Annotated in this window: 20 protein-coding genes and 1 pseudogene; 9 read left to right on the top strand and 12 right to left on the bottom strand. The window is 65.6% G+C overall.

The window, feature by feature from the left end:
- Nucleotides 1–68 precede the first annotated feature (68 nt).
- Nucleotides 69–356: a hypothetical protein gene (locus tag M2333_RS13980; RefSeq protein ID WP_264583856.1), complete on the bottom strand. Its 288-nt coding sequence runs from the start codon at nucleotides 354–356 to the stop codon at nucleotides 69–71.
- A complete protein-coding gene (gene argH / locus M2333_RS13975) occupies nucleotides 353–1735 on the bottom strand; it encodes an argininosuccinate lyase (RefSeq protein WP_181561578.1) in 1383 nt (460 codons plus the stop codon). Before argH ends, M2333_RS13980 begins: the two co-directional genes overlap by 4 nt.
- 31 nt (nucleotides 1736–1766) lie before the next feature.
- Here argH and M2333_RS13970 point away from each other — a divergent pair, with 31 nt between their 5' ends.
- On the top strand, nucleotides 1767–2396 hold the full coding sequence (locus tag M2333_RS13970) for a TlpA family protein disulfide reductase (protein WP_264612181.1): 630 nt from the start codon (nucleotides 1767–1769) through the stop codon (nucleotides 2394–2396).
- A gap of 15 nt (nucleotides 2397–2411) precedes the next feature.
- Here the strand turns inward: M2333_RS13970 and M2333_RS13965 are convergent, their stop codons facing one another.
- Together M2333_RS13965 and M2333_RS13960 are read right to left on the bottom strand one after the other, a co-directional pair.
- Nucleotides 2412–4043 carry a cisplatin damage response ATP-dependent DNA ligase gene (locus M2333_RS13965; RefSeq protein ID WP_264612180.1) on the bottom strand — a complete coding sequence of 544 codons (1632 nt, stop codon included), beginning with the start codon at nucleotides 4041–4043 and terminating at the stop codon, nucleotides 2412–2414.
- Nucleotides 4043–5044 carry a ligase-associated DNA damage response exonuclease gene (locus M2333_RS13960; protein ID WP_264612179.1) on the bottom strand — a complete coding sequence of 334 codons (1002 nt, stop codon included), beginning with the start codon at nucleotides 5042–5044 and terminating at the stop codon, nucleotides 4043–4045. Before M2333_RS13960 ends, M2333_RS13965 begins: the two co-directional genes overlap by 1 nt.
- Nucleotides 5045–5121: 77 nt before the next feature.
- Between M2333_RS13960 and tldD the strand changes: the two genes are divergently transcribed.
- Nucleotides 5122–6564 carry a metalloprotease TldD gene (tldD, locus tag M2333_RS13955; RefSeq protein WP_264612178.1) on the top strand — a complete coding sequence of 481 codons (1443 nt, stop codon included), beginning with the start codon at nucleotides 5122–5124 and terminating at the stop codon, nucleotides 6562–6564.
- Nucleotides 6565–6642: 78 nt separating this feature from the next.
- Here the strand turns inward: tldD and M2333_RS17015 are convergent.
- Both M2333_RS17015 and M2333_RS13950 read right to left on the bottom strand, forming a co-directional pair.
- Nucleotides 6643–6870 (bottom strand): annotated as a pseudogene (locus M2333_RS17015) (CcdB family protein); the annotation flags it as partial.
- Nucleotides 6871–6890: 20 nt separating this feature from the next.
- Nucleotides 6891–7136, bottom strand: coding sequence for a type II toxin-antitoxin system CcdA family antitoxin (locus M2333_RS13950; RefSeq protein ID WP_264612177.1), 246 nt, complete (start codon nucleotides 7134–7136; stop codon nucleotides 6891–6893).
- Nucleotides 7137–7204: 68 nt separating this feature from the next.
- Here M2333_RS13950 and M2333_RS16940 point away from each other — a divergent pair, with 68 nt between their 5' ends.
- Nucleotides 7205–8320: a DUF924 family protein gene (locus tag M2333_RS16940; RefSeq protein WP_319801310.1), complete on the top strand. Its 1116-nt coding sequence runs from the start codon at nucleotides 7205–7207 to the stop codon at nucleotides 8318–8320.
- 24 nt (nucleotides 8321–8344) lie between these two features.
- On the opposite strand, the gene M2333_RS13935 is transcribed toward M2333_RS16940, so the two are convergent.
- The 4 genes from M2333_RS13935 to M2333_RS13920 form a co-directional block, all read right to left on the bottom strand.
- Nucleotides 8345–9835, bottom strand: a complete 1491-nt coding sequence (locus tag M2333_RS13935) for a DUF389 domain-containing protein (RefSeq protein ID WP_264612176.1) — start codon at nucleotides 9833–9835, stop codon at nucleotides 8345–8347.
- A 98-nt stretch (nucleotides 9836–9933) separates the two neighbouring features.
- Nucleotides 9934–11070: an ATP phosphoribosyltransferase regulatory subunit gene (locus M2333_RS13930; protein WP_264612175.1), complete on the bottom strand. Its 1137-nt coding sequence runs from the start codon at nucleotides 11068–11070 to the stop codon at nucleotides 9934–9936.
- Nucleotides 11071–11162: 92 nt separating this feature from the next.
- On the bottom strand, nucleotides 11163–12746 hold the full coding sequence (gene serA, locus M2333_RS13925; protein WP_264612174.1) for a phosphoglycerate dehydrogenase: 1584 nt from the start codon (nucleotides 12744–12746) through the stop codon (nucleotides 11163–11165).
- A 114-nt stretch (nucleotides 12747–12860) separates the two neighbouring features.
- Nucleotides 12861–14009, bottom strand: coding sequence for a phosphoserine transaminase (locus tag M2333_RS13920; protein WP_264612173.1), 1149 nt, complete (start codon nucleotides 14007–14009; stop codon nucleotides 12861–12863).
- 273 nt (nucleotides 14010–14282) lie between these two features.
- On the opposite strand from M2333_RS13920, the gene M2333_RS13915 reads away from it, so the two are divergent.
- On the top strand, nucleotides 14283–14951 hold the full coding sequence (locus M2333_RS13915; RefSeq protein WP_264612172.1) for an extensin family protein: 669 nt from the start codon (nucleotides 14283–14285) through the stop codon (nucleotides 14949–14951).
- Between the two features lie 44 nt (nucleotides 14952–14995).
- Entirely contained in the window at nucleotides 14996–15871 is an 876-nt protein-coding gene (locus tag M2333_RS13910) for an LOG family protein (protein WP_264612171.1), read from the top strand.
- Between the two features lie 115 nt (nucleotides 15872–15986).
- On the opposite strand, the gene M2333_RS13905 is transcribed toward M2333_RS13910, so the two are convergent.
- Nucleotides 15987–16628, bottom strand: a complete 642-nt coding sequence (locus tag M2333_RS13905; protein WP_264577720.1) for a c-type cytochrome — start codon at nucleotides 16626–16628, stop codon at nucleotides 15987–15989.
- Between the two features lie 185 nt (nucleotides 16629–16813).
- Between M2333_RS13905 and M2333_RS13900 the strand changes: the two genes are divergently transcribed.
- The 4 genes from M2333_RS13900 to M2333_RS13885 all read left to right on the top strand — a co-directional run bounded on the left by M2333_RS13900 (nucleotide 16814) and on the right by M2333_RS13885 (nucleotide 20198).
- Nucleotides 16814–17704 carry a prephenate dehydratase gene (locus M2333_RS13900; RefSeq protein WP_264612170.1) on the top strand — a complete coding sequence of 297 codons (891 nt, stop codon included), beginning with the start codon at nucleotides 16814–16816 and terminating at the stop codon, nucleotides 17702–17704.
- Nucleotides 17705–17903: 199 nt separating this feature from the next.
- Nucleotides 17904–18242, top strand: coding sequence for a P-II family nitrogen regulator (locus M2333_RS13895; protein WP_181561093.1), 339 nt, complete (start codon nucleotides 17904–17906; stop codon nucleotides 18240–18242).
- Between the two features lie 17 nt (nucleotides 18243–18259).
- Nucleotides 18260–19591 carry an ammonium transporter gene (locus M2333_RS13890; protein WP_264612169.1) on the top strand — a complete coding sequence of 444 codons (1332 nt, stop codon included), beginning with the start codon at nucleotides 18260–18262 and terminating at the stop codon, nucleotides 19589–19591.
- 205 nt (nucleotides 19592–19796) lie between these two features.
- On the top strand, nucleotides 19797–20198 hold the full coding sequence (locus tag M2333_RS13885) for an MAPEG family protein (RefSeq protein ID WP_264583869.1): 402 nt from the start codon (nucleotides 19797–19799) through the stop codon (nucleotides 20196–20198).
- 22 nt (nucleotides 20199–20220) lie between these two features.
- Here M2333_RS13885 and M2333_RS13880 read toward each other — a convergent pair whose 3' ends face one another.
- Nucleotides 20221–20655, bottom strand: coding sequence for a TIGR01244 family sulfur transferase (locus tag M2333_RS13880; RefSeq protein WP_264612168.1), 435 nt, complete (start codon nucleotides 20653–20655; stop codon nucleotides 20221–20223).
- Nucleotides 20656–20744: the final 89 nt, after the last annotated feature.

The raw sequence follows: 20744 nt of genomic DNA, 5'->3' as shown, positions 1-20744 counted from the left end.
CGAGACACGTTAGGACTGTCCTGGGTGTCTCGACTTCGCTCGACACGAACGGAGCAGAAGCAATCTATTTAGTCGCCACTCCGCCCGTTGTTCGGCCCGGGCGGCAAATCGAACGGGTCCTCCGCGCGCTCCATGGAGCGGTCGAGCAGATCCGCCTGCCGGTCCGGCTTTGCCTGGGTGGATGGCGTCATGAGCTGCTTGGGCGTCTCCCGCTCGGGCGCGGCGGCGGCCTTGGGCACTTGGCCCATGCCCTCCTTGGGGCGCAGATCCTTCACCGAGCCGCAGCCCGCAAGACCAGCCGCCACAATCAGCGCCAGAGCGGCGCGCGCGATCATCCCTTGGTTCATCGCCTTCATCGACCGGTCTCTCCATCCAGCGCAGCTTGCGCTTCGGCAATCCGCGCGCGCACCTGATCGGGTGCGGTGCCCCCGTAGCTCTTGCGGCTGGCGACGGAGGCATCCACCGTCAGCACCGCGTAGACGCGCTCGTCGATCCGCGCATCAATGGCCTTGAGCGTCTCGATCGGCAGCGCCGCGAGTTGCACGCCCGCCTCTTCCGCTGCCTTGACCGCACGCCCGGTGATGTGATGCGCCTCGCGAAACGGCACATTGCCTTCCCGCACCAGCCAGTCGGCAAGGTCGGTTGCGGTTGCGAAGCCGCTTTCGGCCAGCGCCCGCATCCGTTCGGTGCGGAAGGTCGTCGTCTCCACCATGCCGGTCATCGCGGTGATGGAGAGGCCGAGCAGATCATGCGCCTCGAACAAAGGCGGCTTATCGTCCTGCATATCCTTGGAATAAGCCAGCGGCAGGCCCTTCATGGTGACGCACAGCGACGTCATGCAGCCCATGATCCGCCCGGCATGGCCGCGCACCAGCTCGGCGGCATCGGGATTGCGCTTTTGCGGCATGATCGAGCTGCCGGTGGAATAGGCATCGGGCAGCGAAATGAAGCCGAAGGGCTGGCTCGCCCAGATCACGAACTCTTCCGCCAGCCGCGAGAGGTGCAGGCTGCACTGGGTGGCGGCCATGAGATAATCGAGCGCGAAATCCCGGTCGGAAACGCTGTCGAGGCTGTTGCGCGTCGGCCCGTCGAAGCCGAGCGCTTGCGCGGTCATATGCCGATCGGTCGGAAAGCCCGTGCCCGCCAGCGCCGCCGCACCGAGTGGCGAGAGATTGAGCCGCGCGCGCGCATCGGCAAAGCGCGAACGATCCCGCGCGATCATCTCATAATAGGCCATGAGGTGATGGCCGAGCGTCACCGGCTGGGCGCTCTGCAAATGGGTGAACCCGGGCATGACGCTCTGCGCATGCTCGCCCGCCCGACCGATCAGCGCGCGTTGCAGCGCCTTGAGGCTGGCATCGACCTCATCAATGGCATCGCGCACGAAGAGGCGGAAATCGGTCGCCACCTGATCGTTGCGCGAACGTGCGGTGTGCAGCCGCCCCGCCACCGGCCCGATCTTCTCGGCCAGCCGCGCCTCGGTGGCCATGTGAATGTCCTCAAGGTCGAGATCCTCGGGCAGATCACCGGCTTCATACTCGGCCTGGATCGCCTCCAGCCCGCCGATGATCGTCGCTGCCTCGTCCTGCGCAAGGATGCCTTGCGCGCCGAGCATCCGGGCGTGCGCGATGGAGCCGGCAATGTCCTGCCGCCACAAGCGCTTGTCGAACGGAAGCGAGGCATTTATCTCGCGCATGACGGCGGCCGGCCCGGCCGCGAAGCGACCGCCCCACATGCTGTTCGCGCCCTTGCTTGCGGAGTCTGCCATGCGCTCTATTTCTGCCCTTGCTATGCTGATCGGCCTCTCACTGGCCGCGAGCGGCTGCGATAGGCAATCCGCTCAAAACGCGCAAGGCGCCGGCAACGACGCCGCGGTCGGCAATGCCCTCTCCCCCGATGAAGTGAGCCCGGACGAAGCTGCACCGGGGAGCGCGGGCAAGACCTTCTCCCATGTCATCGACCGCAGCCACAAGGGCGAGGCGATGCCGGACAAGCCCTTCACCACCATCGACGGCAAGCCCGCGACGCTCAAGGCCATCGCGCAGGGCAAGCCGATGCTGGTCAATCTTTGGGCGACCTGGTGCGCGCCTTGCGTGGCCGAATTGCCTGCCCTCGACCGCGCCGCCAAGGCTGCGGAGGGCAAGGGCATTAAAGTGATCGCCGTTTCGCAGGACATGGAGCCGGATGGCGTCCCCACCTTCTGGTCGGCGCGCAAGCTCTCCACGCTGCAGACCTGGTTGGACCGGGAGAATGCGCTCGGCTTCCATTATGGCACCGGCACGCTGCCGACGACCATTCTGTACGATGGCGCGGGCAAGGAAGTCGCCCGCATCGTCGGTGCGCTGGAGTGGGATGAGGAAGATGGGCAGAAACTGATCGCCGAAATTGGCGGGTAAGCCCTCCCGACTCCCCTAGCCGGAGATCATCGCCCGCAAGCTTTCGATCCGGTCGGCCTCATGGGCGGGCTTGTCATTGCGGATGCGGCTGATGCGCGGGAAGCGCATGGCGAGGCCGGATTTGTGGCGCTTGCTCTCATGGATCGAATCGAACGCGACTTCGAAGACCAGGCTCTTATCCGTCTCCCGCACCGGTCCGAAGCGATGGAGGGTGTGGCGGCGGACATGAGAATCGAGCCACTTCAGCTCCTCGTCGGTAAAGCCGAAATAGGCCTTGCCGACAGGCAGCAGCTCGGCGCCGGCATCGGGATCGCCATCCCAACAACCGAAAGTGAAATCGCTGTAGAAGGAGGAGCGCTTGCCGCTGCCGCGCTGGGCATACATCAGCACGCAATCGGCGAGCAGGGGATCGCGCTTCCACTTGTACCACAGGCCCGTGCGGCGGCCGGCGACATAAGGGCTATCCCGCCGCTTGAGCATCACGCCCTCAATGGCATCATCGCGTGCGCGCTCGCGAATGGCGGCAAGATCGGCAAGGCTTGCAGCCTCGATCAGCGGCGAAATGTCGAAGCGGGTGGGGTCGAGCCGGGGGAGCAGCGCCTCCAGCACGGCGCGGCGCTGCTCCCAACTGAGCGCGCGGTGATCCTCGCCGTCGGAGAGCAAGACGTCGTAGAGGCGGACGAAGGCGGGAAAATCGGTGAGCATCGCCTTTGAGACGGTCTTGCGCCCCAGCCGCTGCTGCAAGGCGTTGAAGCTCGCCGCGCCGCCCTCTTCGCCGCCCTGATGGCTGCCCCGCACCAGCAGTTCGCCATCGAGCACGCCGGGCTCGCGAAATGCCGCCGCGATATCCGGGAAGCTGCCGGTGATGTCGTCCCCGGTGCGTGAGAAGAGCCGCGTGTCCCCGCCCGGCCCCGCGCCATCCGACTCCGGCACATGGACGATCTGCACGCGGATGCCGTCCCATTTCCACTCGGCGCCATAGTCGGCCATATCGAGCGTTTCGCGCGCGATGACATCATCCTCCAGCGGATGCGCCAGCATGAAGGGACGGAAGGTGGGGATATGGTCGACCCGCGGCGGAGGACCACCCTTGGCGGCCCAATCGAACAGCGCGCCATAAGGCGGCGTCTGGCCGTGCCAATATTCCTCGACATCGTCCACCGGCACATCGAACGCCTGCGCGAAGGCGACCTTGGCGAGCCGCGCCGAAATACCGATGCGCATCGCACCCGTCGCCATCTTGATGAGCGCATAGCGGCCATTCACATCGAGCCGATCCATGAGGTTTGCCAGCGCGGGCGCCACGGATTGGCGGGTCATGGCGGACAACGCCGCTACTGTTTCGCTCAGGCTTGGCGGATCGAGCGCAGCAGGGTTGTCCGGCCAGAGCAGACTCGCCGTCTCCGCCGTATCGCCGACAAAGTCCCGGCTGAGCTTGAACAGAACCGGGTCGACGCGATCCATCAGCAAGGCGCGGATCGTACCGGCCTTCACCGCCGGAAAATCGAGGCCGTCCGTCAACGCAGCCAGCGCCCAGCCCCGGTCAGGATCGGGCGTCTCGCGCAGATAGGCGGCGATCAGGGCGAGCTTGCCGTTGCGCGAGCGGGTGTAGACGAGCGCATCCAATAGGGCAGCGAAGGCCTCCATCAGTCGTCCTCATCCTCATAGCCGACAAGGGCGAGCGCGCGGGCACGGCGCTGATGGAGTTCGCACCAGCGCAGCAGTGCATCCTCCCGGCCATGGGTGATCCAGGTTTGCGCCGGATTCACCTCCGCAATCGTGGTCGTCAGTTCCGCCCAGTCGGCATGGTCGGAGATCACCAGGGGCAGCTCGACATTGCGCTGCCGCGCCCGCTGCCGCACCCGCATCCAGCCGCTTGCCATGGCCGTGACCGGATCAGGCAGGCGACGGCTCCAGCGATCGTTGAGGGCCGAAGGCGGGCAGAGGATGATCTGCCCGGCCAGCGCGCCCTTGGGCATGCCGGCGATCAATCGCAGCTCGCCAAGATCGACGCCGAGGTCTTCATACAACCGGCACATCCGCTCCAGCGCGCCGTGCAGATAGATCGGCTCGACATAACCTGCCTGGCGCAGCTCCGCGATGACGCGCTGCGCCTTGCCCAGGGCATAGGCCCCCACAAGGATGCAGCGCTCGGGATTGGCCTCGCGGGCCTTGAGCAGCTTGCCGATCTCCTCGCCAATGGGCGGGTGACGGAAGACCGGCAGGCCGAAGGTGGCTTCGGTGATGAAGACATCGCAGGGCGTGACCTCAAAGGGCGGACAGGTCGGATCGGCCCGGCGCTTGTAATCGCCAGTGACGATCACCCGCTCGCCGGCATGTTCAAACAGGATTTGCGCGGACCCGAGCACATGCCCAGCCGGCAGGAATGTCGCCTGCACGCTCCCCGGCAGGCTGATCGTCTCGCCATAGGCCACCGGTTGCGCGGCGCCGGGCGGACCGTACCGCAGGTCCATGATTGCCAGCGTCTCCGGCGTCGCGATGCAGCGGCCATGGCCGCCCCGGGCATGATCGGCATGGCCATGCGTGACGAGGGCTGTCTCCACCGGATCGGCCGGATCAACCCACGCCTTGGCCGGCACGACATGCAGCCCATGCGCCTCTGCGCGAATCCAGGAGAAGTCGGCCATGGCATCTAAATGGCGACCGGCACGTCCCGGTTCCAGCGCGGCTTTGCGATGTGCCCCAAAGGACCTATATCAGGGCCATGACAGAGGCTGCTCCCCAGACCACAGACGTGCGCTCCTTCCTGTATCGCGATGGGTCGCTCGACCCGGATAGCGCCCGTCGGCTCACCGCCGAGGCGCTTACGGGCTGCGAGGATGGCGAGCTTTACTTGCAATATGTCGCGACCGAGAGCTTCGGGTTCGATGATGGGCGGCTGAAGACAGCGGATTATTCCACTGATGCGGGCTTCGGCCTGCGCGGCGTCTCCGGCGAGATGACCGGCTTCGCGCACGCCAATGACATCAGCGAGCGGGCGATCCGCAAGGCGGCTCAGACGCTCCAGCTGCTCGACCCGGCGCGGCAGCCGATGACAACGGCGCCACAGCGCACCAACCGGCATCTTTATACCGACGCCAATCCGCTCGATCTCGTCCCCTTCGCGCAGAAGGTGGACCTGATGGCCAAGATCGACGCAGCAGCCCGGGGCCGCGATCCGCGCGTGGTGCAGGTCTCTGCGGTGCTGGCCGGCAGTTGGTCGGTCGTCGAAATCGTGCGGCCGGACGGCTTCGTGGCGACCGATGTGCGTCCCCTCGTCCGCCTCAACGTCTCGATCATCATGGAAGAGAATGGGCGGCGCGAAACCGGCTATTTTGGCATTGGCGGGCGCTATCTCTACGATTCCCTGTTCGAGGAGGCGACCTGGCAGCGCGCGATCGACGAGGCGCTTAAACAGGCGCAGGTCAACCTCCGCTCGGTGCCCGCCCCGGTGGGCGAGATGACCGTGCTGCTTGGTCCCGGCTGGCCGGGCGTGATGCTGCATGAGGCGGTCGGCCATGGCCTGGAGGGCGATTTCAACCGCAAGGGCACCAGTGCGTTCTCGGGCAAGATCGGCGAGCGCGTGGCGGCGCCGGGCGTGACGGTGGTCGACAATGGCGCGATGGACGCGCGACGCGGGTCGCTCAGCATCGACGATGAGGGCACCCCCACGCAGGAGAATGTGCTGATCGAAGACGGCATTCTGCGCGGCTACATGCAGGACCGGCTCAACGCGCGGCTGATGGGGGTGGCACCCACTGGCAACGGGCGGCGCGAAAGCTACGCCCACGCGCCGATGCCACGCATGACCAACACTTATGCGCGCGCGGGCAACGACGATCCCGCCGAGCTGCTCAGCCGCGTGAAGACCGGCATCTTCGCGCGCAGCTTTGGCGGTGGGCAGGTGGACATCGTCTCGGGCAAGTTTGTCTTCTCCTGCACCGAGGCGTACAAGGTGGAGAATGGCAGGATCGGCGACCCCATCAAGGGTGCAACGCTGATCGGCGATGGCCCCGCCGCGCTGCACCGCATCGTCGGCATCGGCAACGACCTCGCACTTGATGAAGGCATCGGCATGTGCGGCAAGGCGGGTCAGGGCGTGCCCGCGGGCGTGGGCCAGCCGACGCTGCTGCTCGAAGGGCTGACGGTCGGCGGCACCGGGGGCTGAGGCGCCAGTCGGAACGACCAGACGGCGCCCTCACACCCCGGTCAACAGCATGTCGAGCGCGTTCTTGATCCGGTATTCCTACTGCGCGAGGGAGCCGGCGCGCTGTTGAAGGTCGGAAAGCGGCACGGCCGTCAGAAGATGTGTGGCAAGGACATAAGCCGTGCTGTCAAATTCCACGACGGGATGAAGCCGCGATGCCGGCGAGGGCGCGTCTGTGCTGCGCACGAGCGGAACAACGACCCGCGTGGCGAAGTGCGATAGTGAGTCGGTTTGACAGTCGACGACGAGCGCGCCGCCCGCGACGCGATAGACATCGAACTACGCCATCAGAATTGGCGATATTTCGCCAGCGGCAGGCCGTGCTCCGCCACCCAGGCGTTCCACTCCTCAATGGCGCCGCGATTCTCCTCCTGCCAGCGCCGCTCGCGCTCTGCCTTCGCCGCCACGCGCAGGGCCGCTTCGCAGGTCTGGGAGAGATTGATCCCGGCATCCCGCGCGGCCTCCACCACGCCGGTATCGAGCGAGAGATTGACTGGCTTGCGCTTGCCGGACGCGATAGGATCAAGCTTCATATGCGCAAGCTATGCGCATGATCCATGCGCGTCAATGAGCGCATCCGACCAGCAAGACCTGAGGCCCCATGTCTGAATTCTTCACTGCCATTTCCGACAAGCAACGCAGCTTCATCAAGAAACAGCCGGTCTTCTTTGTCGCCACCGCTGCGGACGGCGCGCGGATCAACCTCAGTCCCAAGGGCATGGACAGCTTCCGCGTGCTGGGGCCCAATCTGGTCGGCTATCTGGATGTGGGCGGATCCGGCAACGAAACGCAGGCGCATCTTGCGGCGGATGGGCGCATCACCATCATGTTCTGCGCCTTCGATCAGCCGCCGCTGATCCTGCGGCTCTATGGGCGCGGCAAAGCCGTGCTGCCGCAGGATGACGAATGGGATTTCGCCTCGCGCCCCTTCACGATCCTTCCCGGCACAAGGCAGATCTTCATGATCGCGGTGGAGAGCGTGCAGGAGAGTTGCGGCTGGGGCGTGCCCTTCATGCGGCACGAGAAGGATCGCGACACGCTCTCTCGCTATCATGAGCAGAACGAAACGCCGGAACGGCTGGCGCGCATCTCTACCCGGACGCAAAGCATTGATGGCCTGCCGGTGCGCGTGCAGGACCATTTTCCCGAGCGCAGGCCGGCGCAGGTGCATGTCGATCCCGACTGGGTGCCGGCGGTGCTCAATCACTGGCTCAATGAGATCGGCCCGGAGGGTTGGTTCGATTCGAGCGAGGAAGAGGATGTGCGACTGACGCATCTCTTCCGTTCGCTCTGGGAAGCGCAGCGCGACAAGCCTGCCGATATGTTCGTGGCCGATGCCGACACGGCGCTGGCGGCGCTAATCCTGTTCGACCAGTTTCCGCGCAATATGTTTCGGGGCGAGGCTCGCGCCTTCGCGACCGATCCGCTCGCCCGCGAAATCGCCCGCACGGCATTGGAGCGGGGCTTCGACAAAGCATTCGTCGAGGGCGCCCGCGCCTTCTTCTACATGCCGTTCATGCACAGCGAGGATCTGACCGATCAGGACTTGTGCGTGGCGTTGTTCAGCGCGCCGGGCTTCGAGCACAATCTGAAATTCGCCAAGGCCCACCGCGAGATCATCGCTCGCTTCGGCCGCTTCCCGCATCGCAATGCCGCGCTCGGCCGCGAGACACGCCCAGAGGAGCAAGAGGCGGTGGCGGAGGGCAGCGACTGGTAACCCACCGCCGCTCGCAGCGGATCGTCAGTCCGGCAGGCGCCAAGTCAGGCGGACATCTGCATCGCCATTGGGCGCGATCAGCAGACGCTGGTCCGGAATTTGTTGGGCACGCAGAATCTCGCGCACCATCTCGGCGCGTGCGGCCTGCCCCGCAATGGTGATGCCCAATGGCACCCGCCGCGCCGCCCACACGGCCAGATCGAGATCGGCGGCGCCCTGCTGGGTCAATGCCTCGCCCGAAAAGCCGATGACCGGCAGGGGGGCGGGCGGTGGCGTCAGCACCAGCGTCCAGCCATCGAGGCCGGCGGATGCGCGCCGTTCCAGCTGGCGGTAGAGATCGAGCGACGCACCGGCCAGCGGCTCGGCTGCGGCCGTGGCCTGGCGCCGGCCGCGGTCCACCAGCACCGCATCACTGGACACGCCCGCGACGAGGGCCAGCCGGTCCACGGCCGTCGTCGCAAAGCGCTCAAGGCTCTGCGTGCGCTCGCGAGACTGGGCGGCGGCCACCTGAGCCGCCTCGCTATTGCCCGCCCCCACCTGAATCTGGTCGATGGTGACATCCAACTCCCGCTGCAGCGCATCGCGCAGGCTGGTCGCGGTGTCCCGCTCGGCATCCTTCGCATAAGTGGGCGTAAGCACGGTGGCGACGACCCGCATGGGCTGGCGATTGAAATCCGTTTCCAGATCGCTGATGCGTGCTGTCTGAGGGAACTGGCGCTGGATCACGTCCCGCACCTGGCGGGCGGCCAACGTCTCCCAGGCGATATGTCGCAAGGTGAGCGCCAGCGGCACCGAGAGCGCCGTCATGCAGACGACCATGACGATGCTTTGCAGCCGGGTATGGGCCGGCGTGAGGTGGGAGCCAAAGCCGTAGAGCCGGGCCATGAATGCGGCCGTGAGCGTGATCGTGACCGTGTTGGTCATGAATAGCAGGAAAGCACCACCCGCGATGGTCCAGTTCCATGTGGCGATGCCGAAGCCGACGGCGGCCAGCGGCGGCATGAGGGCGATGGCGATGGCGACGCCGACGACCGTCTCGCCCCGCCCGCGAATAAGCGCATAACCGCCCGCGAGTGCCGAGAAGAACGCGACAAGAAGGTCGAAGAGATTGGGCCGCGTGCGGGCCGCAATTTCCGTCGTCACGGTCTGCACCGGTGAAACCAGGACGAACAGCGCGGTGAACGCGATCGCAATCACCGCGCCGACCGCCAGCGCAAAGCCGGATGCGCGCATTTCCGCAAAGTCTAGCGTCGCGAGCGCAAAGCCCAGGCCGATGATCGGCATCATCAGCGGAGACAGCAACATAGCGCCGATGAGGACCGCACTGGACGGCAGCAGCAGCCCGAGAATGGCGATGCCGGCGGATATGACCGTCATGAAGACATAACGCGGCGACCAGCCGGATTCCTCGACGATCCTCCGCAGGATCGCGTCGTGATCCACCGTCGCAATCGAGCGTTCCCGCCAGCTGACCCAGAGGGGGTTGCGCGAAACCGCGTAGGTCTTGTTGGTCAAGCGATCGGCTCCTCTGGCACGTGCGTCATTCCATTGACGCCCTAGCAGGGAAAATCGCTGTGTTTCCAGTCCGCTGCCCATGCGGGCGAGCCGGGACCTTACAATCGCCGAAGCTCGGTGCCGTCCAGAATCGCTTCGCAACCCAGCGCCAGCGGGTCGTCGGCCTCGTCCAGCGCGGCGATGGTCACCCAGCCTTCCGCCCGGAGCGCCGCAGCCCGGGCACCATCATGGCCGATCGGCAAGAACGCCCGCTGCGCGGCGGTGGTGCCGAACCCGGCATCGATGAGCGGATCAGGATAGAGCGAGAAGCCCATGGCCGGCTCAGCCTTGCCGTCCGCGCCCGCCACCGCATAGCTGCCGCCCCGGCCGATCTCGCCGATGAAGCCCTCGGCAAAGACAGAAAAGCCGAACCAGCTCTGATATTCAAAGCCGTGGCGCTCGGTCGGATCCAGCGTCAGCGTGATGTCCCAGCCGATCGGCTTGGCAATCGCCCGCAGCGCCGCAATGAGGTTATCCAGCTTGCCTTTGGCTGGCCCCGCGTTGAAGGCCTGCAGCCGGTCCATGGCGGGGTGGAATGGCCCGGTCGCCTCGATGAGCGCCAGATAGGGCCGCGTTGCTTCGCCCAGCGCCGCCAGCGAGCCTGCATCCTTCGCGTCGAGACTGTCGCGGACCGCCTCAACGTCGCCTTGGGGAAGCGGCATCGGGCCGTCGGCCAGCATCGTCACGAGGTCGGGCAAGGTGAAGTCGATGGTGATGCCGCTGACACCGGCGCGCTGCAGCGCTTCGATGGCGACATTGACGATCTCGACTGCCGCCGCGACGCTGTCTGTGCCGATGATCTCGGCGCCGACCTGCATCCGCTCGCGCTCGGGCCGCAGCTGGTCGGCCCGCAACTTCATCACCGGCCCGCCATAGCACAGGCGCAGCGGACGCGGGGTCGCGGCCATGCGGGTGGCGGCGATACGGCCGATCTGGGCGGTCATGTCCGGCCGGATCGCCAGGCTGCGCTGGGAGAGCGGATCGACGGCGCGGAGCAGATCTTCGGCGCGGGCGGACTGCAAGCGGGCGACCAGCGTTTCCTCAAACTCGGCCAGGGCCGGCATCACGCGCCGATAGCCATGCGATGCAACGGTATCGAGCACTTCGCGCACAAGGCGGGCGGAGGCCTCCGCCTTGGGCGGCAGACGATCGGCAAGCCCTTCGGGCAGCAATCCGGGAGCGATGGCTTCAGTCATGGCGCGGCATTTAGCCGATTCCGCTCGCCAAGCGAGGATAAATTACAAGCGTGACCGGCCCGACGTGATGACACGCCGGGCCGGGCCGTGATTTAGAACTTGAGCGGGCAGACCCGGTGCACGTTCGGCAGGGCGCAGATCTTATCGACCAGCGTCTGCGGCACGGTCTCGTCGACCGAGAGCAGCAGGATCGCCTCGCCACCGGCCTCGCGACGGCCGAGGTGGAAGGTGCCGATGTTGATCTTGGCCTCGCCAAGAATGCCACCCACGCCACCGATGAAGCCCGGCGCATCGACATTGGCGATGTAGAGCATGGTGCCATCGAGATCGGCCTCGACCTTGATGCCGAACAGCTCGACCAGACGCGGCGCGCCGTTGCCGAACAGCGTGCCGGCCACCGAGCGCTCGCCCTGCGAGGTCTTCACGGAGACGCGGATCAGGGTGCTGTAGTCGCCCTCGCGCTCGGTCTTGATCTCGCGCACCTCGATGCCGCGCTCGCGGGCGAGGAAGGGCGCGTTGACCATGTTCACCGTGTCCGTCTGCGTGCGCAGGAAGCCGGCGAGAACGGCCGAGACGATCGGCTTCTGATTGAGCTCGGCCGCCGCACCCTCGCTGTGGATCGAGATCCGGGGGATGACGTCGCGCGAAAGCTGGCCGACCAGGCTGCCCAGCTTCTCGGCCAGCGCCATATAGGGCTTGAGCTTGGGCGCTTCCTCAGCCGACAGGCTCGGCATGTTGAGCGCGTTGGTGACGCCGCCGCTCAGCAGATAGTCGCTGAGCTGCTCGGCGACCTGCAGCGCCACGTTCACCTGCGCTTCGCTGGTGGACGCACCGAGGTGCGGGGTCGAGATGAAGTTGGGCGTGCCGAACAGCGGGCTGTCCGTCGCCGGCTCGGTCTGGAACACGTCCAGCGCCGCGCCGCCGATGTGGCCGCTGTCGAGACCGGCCTTCAGCGCCGCCTCGTCGATCAGGCCGCCGCGCGCACAGTTGATGATGCGCACGCCCTTCTTGGTCTTCGCCAGATTCTCGGCCGAGAGGATGTTGCGGGTCTGGTCGGTCAGCGGCGTGTGCAGCGTGATGAAATCCGCCTTGGCCAGCAGGGTATCGAGATCCGCCTTCTCCACGCCCATTTCGATGGCGCGCTCAGGCGTCAGGAACGGGTCGAAGGCAACGACCTTCATCTTGAGGCCCAGCGCGCGGCTGGCGACGATGGAGCCGATATTGCCGGCACCGATCAGACCAAGCGTCTTGCCGGTGACCTCGACACCCATGAAGCGGTTCTTCTCCCACTTGCCGGCCTGCGTCGAGGCATCGGCCTCCGGGAGCTGGCGCGCGAGGGCGAACATGAGGGCGATGGCGTGTTCGGCGGTGGTGATCGAGTTGCCGAAGGGCGTGTTCATCACCACGATGCCCTTGGCCGAGGCGTAGGGAATATCGACATTGTCGACGCCGATGCCGGCGCGGCCGATGACCTTAAGATTGGTCGCGGCGTCGATGATTTCCTTGGTCACCTTGGTGGCCGAGCGGATCGCCAGACCATCATATTTGCCGATGATTTCCTTGAGTTGATCGGGCTTCAGTCCGGTGATCTCGTCCACCTCGCACCCGCGCTCGCGGAAAATCTGCGCGGCCTGCGGGTCCATCTTGTCGGAAATGAGAACTTTGGGCTTGGTCATTTTACTGTCCTTCAAAGAGAGACAGTGCCCCTGCGAAAGCAGGGGCCCAGGGCGGGATGGCAATGCTGCTGGGCCCTGGGCTCCTGCTTTCACAGGAGCACCGGAAAGCGGGGGTCAGGCGGCAGTCGCGCTCAGCGCGGCCTTGGTCTCGGCATAGGCCCAGTCGAGCCAGGGGCCGAGCGCCTCGATGTCCGCGGTGTCGACCGTGGCGCCGCACCAGATGCGCAGGCCAGCCGGGGCGTCGCGATAGCCCGCCACGTCATAGGCGGCATCCGCCTTCTCAAGCAGCGAGGCCATCTTCTTGATGAAGTCGGCATCGGCGCCCTCGACGGTGAGGCATACGCTGGTGATCGAGCGGGTCGCCGGATCGGCAGCGAGATGCCCGAGCCAGTCGCGCGATTCCACAATGGCATTGAGCGCATCGGCATTGGCCTGCGCGCGGGCGATGAGGGCCTTGGCGCCACCGATGGTCTTGGACCATTCGAGCGCGAAGATCGCATCTTCGACCGCCAGCATGGACGGCGTGTTGATCGTCTCGCCCTTGAACACGCCCTCAGCGAGCTTGCCCTTGGACATCAGGCGGAACACCTTGGGCAGCGGCCAGCTCGGCGTGTACTGCTCAAGCCGCTCGACAGCGCGCGGGCCGAGGATCAGCACGCCATGGCCGCCCTCACCGCCCAGCACCTTCTGCCAGGAGAAGGTCGCCACGTCGATCTTGTCCCAAGGCAGGTCGTAGGCGAACACGGCGCTGGTCGCGTCCGCGAAGGAGAGGCCCTCGCGGTCGTCGGCGATCCAGTCGCCGTTGGGAACGCGCACGCCCGAAGTGGTGCCATTCCAGGTGAAGAGCACGTCATTCGACCAGTCGACCGCATTCAGATCGGGGATCTGGCCATAATCGGCGCGCAGAACCGTCGGATCGAGCTTGAGCTGCTTGGCGGCATCGGTGACCCAACCTTCACCGAAGCTCTCCCAAGCGAGCGTCGTAACCGGGCGAGCGCCCAGCATCGTCCACATTGCCATCTCGAAGGCGCCAGTGTCGGAGCCGGGCACGATGCCGATGCGGTGCGTCTCGGGCAGGTTCAACAGCTCGCGCATCAGGGCGATGCAATAAGCGAGGCGATCCTTGCCGAGCTTTGAGCGGTGGGAGCGTCCGAGCACTTGCGTGGCCAGCTTCGCCGGATCATAGCCGGGCGGCTTGGCGCAGGGGCCGGACGAGAAATGGGGGCGGGCCGGCGTGGTCGCCGGCTTCGTAACGTCAGTCATGGTATGCGTCTCCTTGCAGAGAGCACGCGCGGCGTTGGGACCGCGTGGCCCGCCGGCGGCCATAGAGATTTGCAGACGGGTGTCAATGTAAGATCGGGCTAAGATCGGGACCGGCGTGCCTCGCCCGGGCTGAACGGAGCTTGGGCGGACATGCGCCAGACCGCGCGCGGCGGTCGAGGCATCCCCTTGCACCGTCTAGGTTTTGTTCAGCTGCGATGCGTGATAAACGGCGCCATGATCCATTGGGCGTCATCGGTCGGATTGAGGGCGGGAATGCGCAGGCTGGTCGGCCTGCTGCTGGTCACCAGTCTTGCCGCCTGCGCCGACCGCCCCAGCCCGCGCACGGGTGTAAGGGCGCCGGGCGCCGCAGCGCCCGCACAACGCACAATGCCGAACAGCGAGAGCTATCGCATGTGCGCGGCGCGCCTCTTGACCGCGAAGGTCCGGTTCGAGCCGCTGCCCAATCAGGATCGCGGCGGCGGCTGCACGACAATCGACACCATCCGCCTGCTGGAGATCGGCACGCCGGTGGCGAATCTGGGGCCGATGACCTGCCCCCTCGCCGCCAATTTCGCGGCCTGGGTGCAATATGCGGTGCGCCCCGCCGCGCGACTCTATCTGCGCAGCGAAGTGGTGCGCGTCGAGACCTTCGGCACTTATGCCTGTCGCGATGTCCGTGGCACGGGCGGGACTATCGCCGGCAAGCGCAGCGAACATGCCCACGCCAATGCCGTGGACATTTCCGCCTTCGTGCTGGCCGACGGGCGCCGAATCAGCCTGGTGAACGATTGGCAGGGCGAGAGCACCCATGCTCAGTTCCTGCGGGTCCTCCACCAGAGCGCGTGCAAGCGATTCCGCACCGTGCTCGGCCCGGACTATAACAGCGCCCACCGCGACCATTTCCATTTCGACATGGGCGGGCGGGGCAGTTTTTGCCGTTGAACCCGCCGGTTTTCTTCTCCACCGAAATCGTCTAGCGCCACTGGATGACAGACCAGCCTACAGTGCGCGAAAGCAAGTTTCGCCGTGCCCGCGAAGAAGCCGTCGATGCCAAGCGGATCATCCCCACCCCGCAGACGGAAAGCAAATCCTACAAGCTGGCCTTCCAGGACAACGAGTTTCTGCTGCGGGAAGACCTGCGGCCGGTCCGCTTCCAGCTCGAGTTGATGAAGCCGGAGCTGTTGCTCGATGAAGCAAAGATCGCCTCGACCTTCGTCTTCTATGGCTCGGCGCGCATTCCTGAGCCAGAGGCCACGCAGGCGCTGATCGACGCCGCGCCCGACGAGCGCGCCCGGAAAGTCGCCGAGCGTCTCGCCGAGAAGGCGCGTTATTATGAGGAAGCCCGCAAGCTGGCGCGAATCGCGGCGCAATGTCCGCCGAACGAGGCTGGCTGCCATCACTTCGTCGTATGTTCGGGCGGCGGCCCCTCGATCATGGAGGCGGCCAATCGGGGCGCGGCTGACGTCGGCGCGCAAACCATCGGACTCAACATCGTGCTGCCCCACGAGCAGGCGCCCAACCCCTATGTGACGCCGGATCTATCCTTCCAGTTCCACTATTTCGCGCTGCGCAAGATGCACTTCACGCTGCGCGCCCGCGCGCTGGCAGTGTTTCCCGGCGGTTTCGGAACGTTCGACGAATTTTTCGAGCTGCTCACCCTGGTGCAGACCGGCAAGATGAAGCGCATCCCCATCCTGCTGTTCGGCAAGGACTTCTGGACGCGCGTCGTGAATTTCGAGGCTTTGGCCGAGGAAGGCGTAATCAGCCCGCGCGATCTCGATCTGATCAGCTGGGTCGAAACGGCAGAAGAAGGCTGGGCCGTGGTCGAGAGCTTTTATGCGGATAGCCAGCCGGGCTGCTGAGGTCATCGCCCGTCCGCTCGCTGATAACAGCGGGCCCGATAACAAAAGCGGCGCGGGTTGCCCCGCGCCTGCTTGAATATTTGGCCGAACCCAAGCCGGGCTCTGGCTAACGAGATTATTCGTGCGGCGTCGCAGCGTTGGCGGCAGCGCCCTCAGTGCCCGCTTCCGCCGCATTGCCTGCAGCGGCTGCATTGTCGGCACCGCCCTCTGCCGCAGCGGCCTCGGCCGGTGCATCAGCGGCCGGGAGAGGCAGGTTCGAGCCCTGCGTGTTCAGATAGGCGATCAAATTGGCGCGATCTTCAGGCTTGCTGAGACCGGCGAAGCTCATCTTGGTGCCGTTGGCGAAGGAGCGCGGCGAGGTCAGCCAGTGATCCAGCTGCTCGAAGGTCCAATTGCCGCCCACCTTCTTGAGCGCATCCGAGAAAGCGAAGCCGCCACGGCCATGGCCGATCGGATCGCCAACAATGGCCCAGAGGTTGGGGCCGATGCCATTGGCGCCGCCCTGATTGACCGTGTGGCAGGCCACGCACTTGGCGAAGACCTTCTCACCGGCCGCCACGTCCGCCGAGGCGAGCAGCGTGTTCAGCGAAGGACCGGACGCACCGCCCTCACCTTCCGCCTCAACGCCCTCGATCGCGTAGCCCATCGGCTCGGGACGCTCGGCGTGAAACAGCTTGCTGCTCACAATGCCGCTGCCAAGCGCAATGATGCCGCCAAACAGTGCCCAGCCTGCAATGGTATTGAAACGATCGCTCATGCGCCCTCAATCTCCAGAAATCTACCCGACGCGCGACCTCCTCAATCGCGGCGCTGCCGGTGCCCGTCGGCGCTCCCCTTAATCACTGCATTGCGCGGGTGCAAGCCTGTCGGAAGCCCTACATCGCGACACATACGTGGGCGCCTTGCGCGGCAAGGCCCAAAGCCCTAAGCGCAGCGGCCATCATGGACACTTACCCACTCCCCGCGCAGCGCCTTGTCGCCGAGATGACGTACGCCGCCGCGCGCGCGCCTGAGCGTGCGATCAGCTTTCAGGGCGCGCCGGGCGCCAATTCGCATCTGGCGGTGATGGATTTTGCGCCGGACGGCCTGCCCCTGCCCTGCTTCAGCTTCGAAGACGCGCTGGATGCCGTGCGCGATGGCCGTGCCGACCGCGCGATGATTCCCATCGAGAATTCGCTGCACGGGAGGGTTGCGGACATGCACTTCCTGCTGCCCGAATCCGGCCTGTCGATCATCGACGAATATTTCCTCCCCATCCACCACAGCCTGATGAGCGCCGACGATACGCCGCCGGTCAGCGCACTCAGTCATGTGCAGGCGCTGGGGCAGTGCCGGAAATATCTGCGCAGCCGTGGCATCCGCCCGATCGTCTATGCCGACACCGCCGGCGCGGCCGCGCTGGTCGCCGAGGTCCGCGAGCCCGGCGCAGCGGCGATTGCGCCCTCGCTCGCCGCGCGACTCTATGGTCTCACGATCCATGATGAGAAGATCGAGGACAGCAGCGACAACATGACGCGCTTCGTCGTGCTGGGCCGCGATGCGATCATGCCCTCGCGCGACGGGCCGGTGATGACGAGCTTCCTCTTCGAGGTGAAAAACATCCCCGCCGCGCTCTATAAGGCAATGGGCGGCTTTGCGACCAACGGGGTCAATATGAGCAAGCTGGAGAGCTATCAGCGCGGCGCCAGCTTCTCGGCGACGGAATTCTACGCCGATATCGAGGGGATGCCCGGCGATCCCGCTGTCGACCGCGCTTTGGAGGAACTCGCGTTCCACAGCAAATGGGTCCGTCTGCTGGGCAGTTATCCGCAGGGCCGCTCCCGCTCGATCTGACGTCGCTGGGCCTCGAAGCCCTATCTACATGATAACTGCGAACGGTCTGTGCGTACTTTTTAAGCACTGCCCACACGTGCCGCCTCAATTTGAGGCAACCGCCTCAGCGAGGCCCGACTGCCGACCGCTTTAACGCCTCGTTTATGATTTGGCACAGCTCTTGCTTGGCATTCCCCTGCAACCAATGGGGGCGCAAGAGATGAAACTCATTATGGCAATCATCAAGCCGTTCAAGCTGGACGAGGTGCGTGAAGCTCTCTCTGCGCTGGGCGTGGCTGGCATGACAGTAAGTGAAGTGAAGGGTTTTGGCCGCCAGAAGGGCCAGACCGAAATCTACCGCGGTGCGGAATATTCCACCAACATGGTCCCGAAGATCAAGGTCGAGGTCGTCTGTGACGATGCCCTCGCGCCGCGTGTTGTGGAAGCCGTGCAGCAGGCCGCCAACAGCGGCGCCATCGGCGATGGCAAGATCTTCGTCCTCGACGTGGGGCAGGCCATCCGCATCCGCACCGGCGAAACCGGCGAAACCGCGCTGTAAGTTAAAGGGGGTAACGCATGACACCTTTCAAGACATTCTGCGGCGCGGCGGGGGCTCTGGGCCTTTCGCTCTTCGCCGCCTTGCCCGCATGGGCGCAGGAAGCCGCAGCGGAAGCCGCGCCTGCCGTTCCCAATCCGGGTAACAACGCATGGATGATGACGTCCACCGTCCTCGTTCTCCTCATGATCCTGCCCGGCCTCGCCCTGTTCTACGGCGGCCTGACGCGCTCCAAGAACATGATCGCCACCATGACGCAGATCGGCGCCGTTGCGGCGCTCGCGATGCTCATCTGGGTGATGTACGGCTACGGCCTCGCCTTCGGTCCTGAAGGCAATCAGTTCATCAGCTGGGGCAAGTTCTTCCTTGCTGGCATCACGCCGGATTCGACCGCCGCGACCTTCACGTCTGAAGTGATCTCGGAATATGTGTTCGTCAGCTTCCAGATGACCTTCGCCGCGATCACCATCGCCCTCGTGCTTGGCGGCATCGTCGAGCGCATGAAGTTCTCGGCCATCATGGTCTTTGCCATCGTGTGGCTGACCATCGTCTACTTCCCGGTCGCCCACATGGTCTGGGAAGCGCGCGGCGTGTTCTTCGCCATGGGTGCTCTGGACTTCGCCGGCGGTACGGTGGTGCACATCAATGCGGGCGTTTCCGCACTGGTCGCCGCCCTCATCCTCGGCAAGCGCAAGGGCTTCCCCAGCGAGCCGATGCCCCCGCACAGCCTGACGCTGACCATGGTCGGCACCGGCCTGCTGTGGGTCGGCTGGTTCGGCTTCAACGCCGGTTCGGCGCTTGAGGCCAATGGCTCTGCGGCTCTCGCCATGATCAACACCTTCGTCGCCACCGCCTCGGCCGGTCTCTTCTGGATGCTCACCGAGCGCGTGATGGGCCACAAGGGTTCGGCACTCGGCTTCTGCTCGGGCATCATCGCCGGCCTCGTCGCCGTGACACCCGCTGCGGGCAACTCCGGTCCGTTCGGTGCCATCGTTCTCGGTGCCGTTGCCTCCATCGTCTGCTACTTCTTCGTCGCGAAGGTGAAGCCGGCTCTGGGTTATGACGACTCACTGGACGCCTTCGGCATCCACGGCGTGGGCGGCATCATCGGCGCCATCGGCACCGCAGTGGTCTACTCGCCCTCGCTCGGCGGCCCTGGTGGCGCCGACTATGCGATGGGCGGCCAGCTGGTCACGCAGATCACGGCCGTGCTTGCCACGATCGTCATCGCCACCGTCGGCACCATCATCGCCATGTTCATCGCCAAGGCCCTCACCGGCCTGCGGGTGAGCACCGAAGTCGAGCAGGAAGGCCTCGACCTCGGCGAGCACGGCGAGCGCGCTTACAACTGATCCGAATTCGGCGGGGGGCGAAAGGTCCCCGCCGTCCGTTGTTCCTCCTGCGAACATCCCTGGGCCGGCGTGAAAGCGCCGGCCTTTTTTTGATCGAACGGTCCACAAGCTGACGATCGCCTTGCCGACAAGGCGGCAATTTCATTTCGCGCCTAACCGTCCTATTCCTCGTCCCACGCAAGACGCCCGATGAGGAGACTGCACGATGCCGATTGAACTGATCATTTTGGCTTGGGGCTGCCTGCTTGCCCTCGTTCACATCTTCGCTGCCGTGCGGGCGAAGACCGCGCAATATGGCACCGCCTGGAACGTCGGCGCGCGCGATCAGTCACTGCCCGAGCCCAGACCGCTCGTCGGGCGGCTGGCGCGGGCGCAGGCAAATTATTTCGAGACCTTTCCGATCGTCGCCATCGCCATCCTCATCGATGCGCAGCTTGGCCTGTTCGATCGATGGACGGCCATCGGCGCCGCGCTCTGGCTCGGCGCGCGCATCGTCTATCTGCCGCTTTATGCTGCAGGGGTTCCGGTGGTGCGGACGATGGTGTTCGGCATCAGCATGATCGGCGTGCTGATGCTGCTCTGGCCGGCGCTGCGCCTCGCGTTCTGAACAGGAGCGCTGGCGGGGTCAGTCACCCCTTCTGGCTGGCCAGTGCGTGCATCATCTCGCGAATCGGCGAGAGATCATAGCCCGCCGCCGCCGCCTGCTCGGCCAGGACATGGGGCGAGTCGCCGGCCCGTGCCCTTGCCAAAGCCCAAAGCAGCGTGCTGCGGGTGCCGGAGCGGCAATAACAGAGCGCCTTGCCCTCGCCATTCTTCGCGAGTGCCTCATCCAGCGCATCGAGCTGCCAGGGCGCAAAGCCGCTATGCGAGACGGGAATGGCGACATAATCGAGCCCCGCCGCCCGCGCCGCCGCCTCGATCGTGTCGCCGGAGGTCTGGTCCGCCGATTCACCTTCGGGTCGGTTGTTCACGATGAGCGAGACGCCCATCGCCGCAGCCTGCGCCACGACATCCGCATCGATCTGCGGGGCGACGAATAGGGATGGGGTCAGTTGCCGCAACATGGCGCGTCTCCGATAAGGGCCTTGCCCGTCCCTAGGCCCGGCAGTCCCCTGCGCGCAAGAGAGGGGTTGCCGGTACGGATTAGCGAAGC

The organism is Sphingobium sp. B11D3B (assembly GCF_025961735.1).
Classification (GTDB): Bacteria; Pseudomonadota; Alphaproteobacteria; order Sphingomonadales; family Sphingomonadaceae; genus Sphingobium.
The sequence above is the reverse complement of the archived record's forward strand: the minus strand, read 5'-3'. Positions and strand labels throughout refer to the sequence as shown.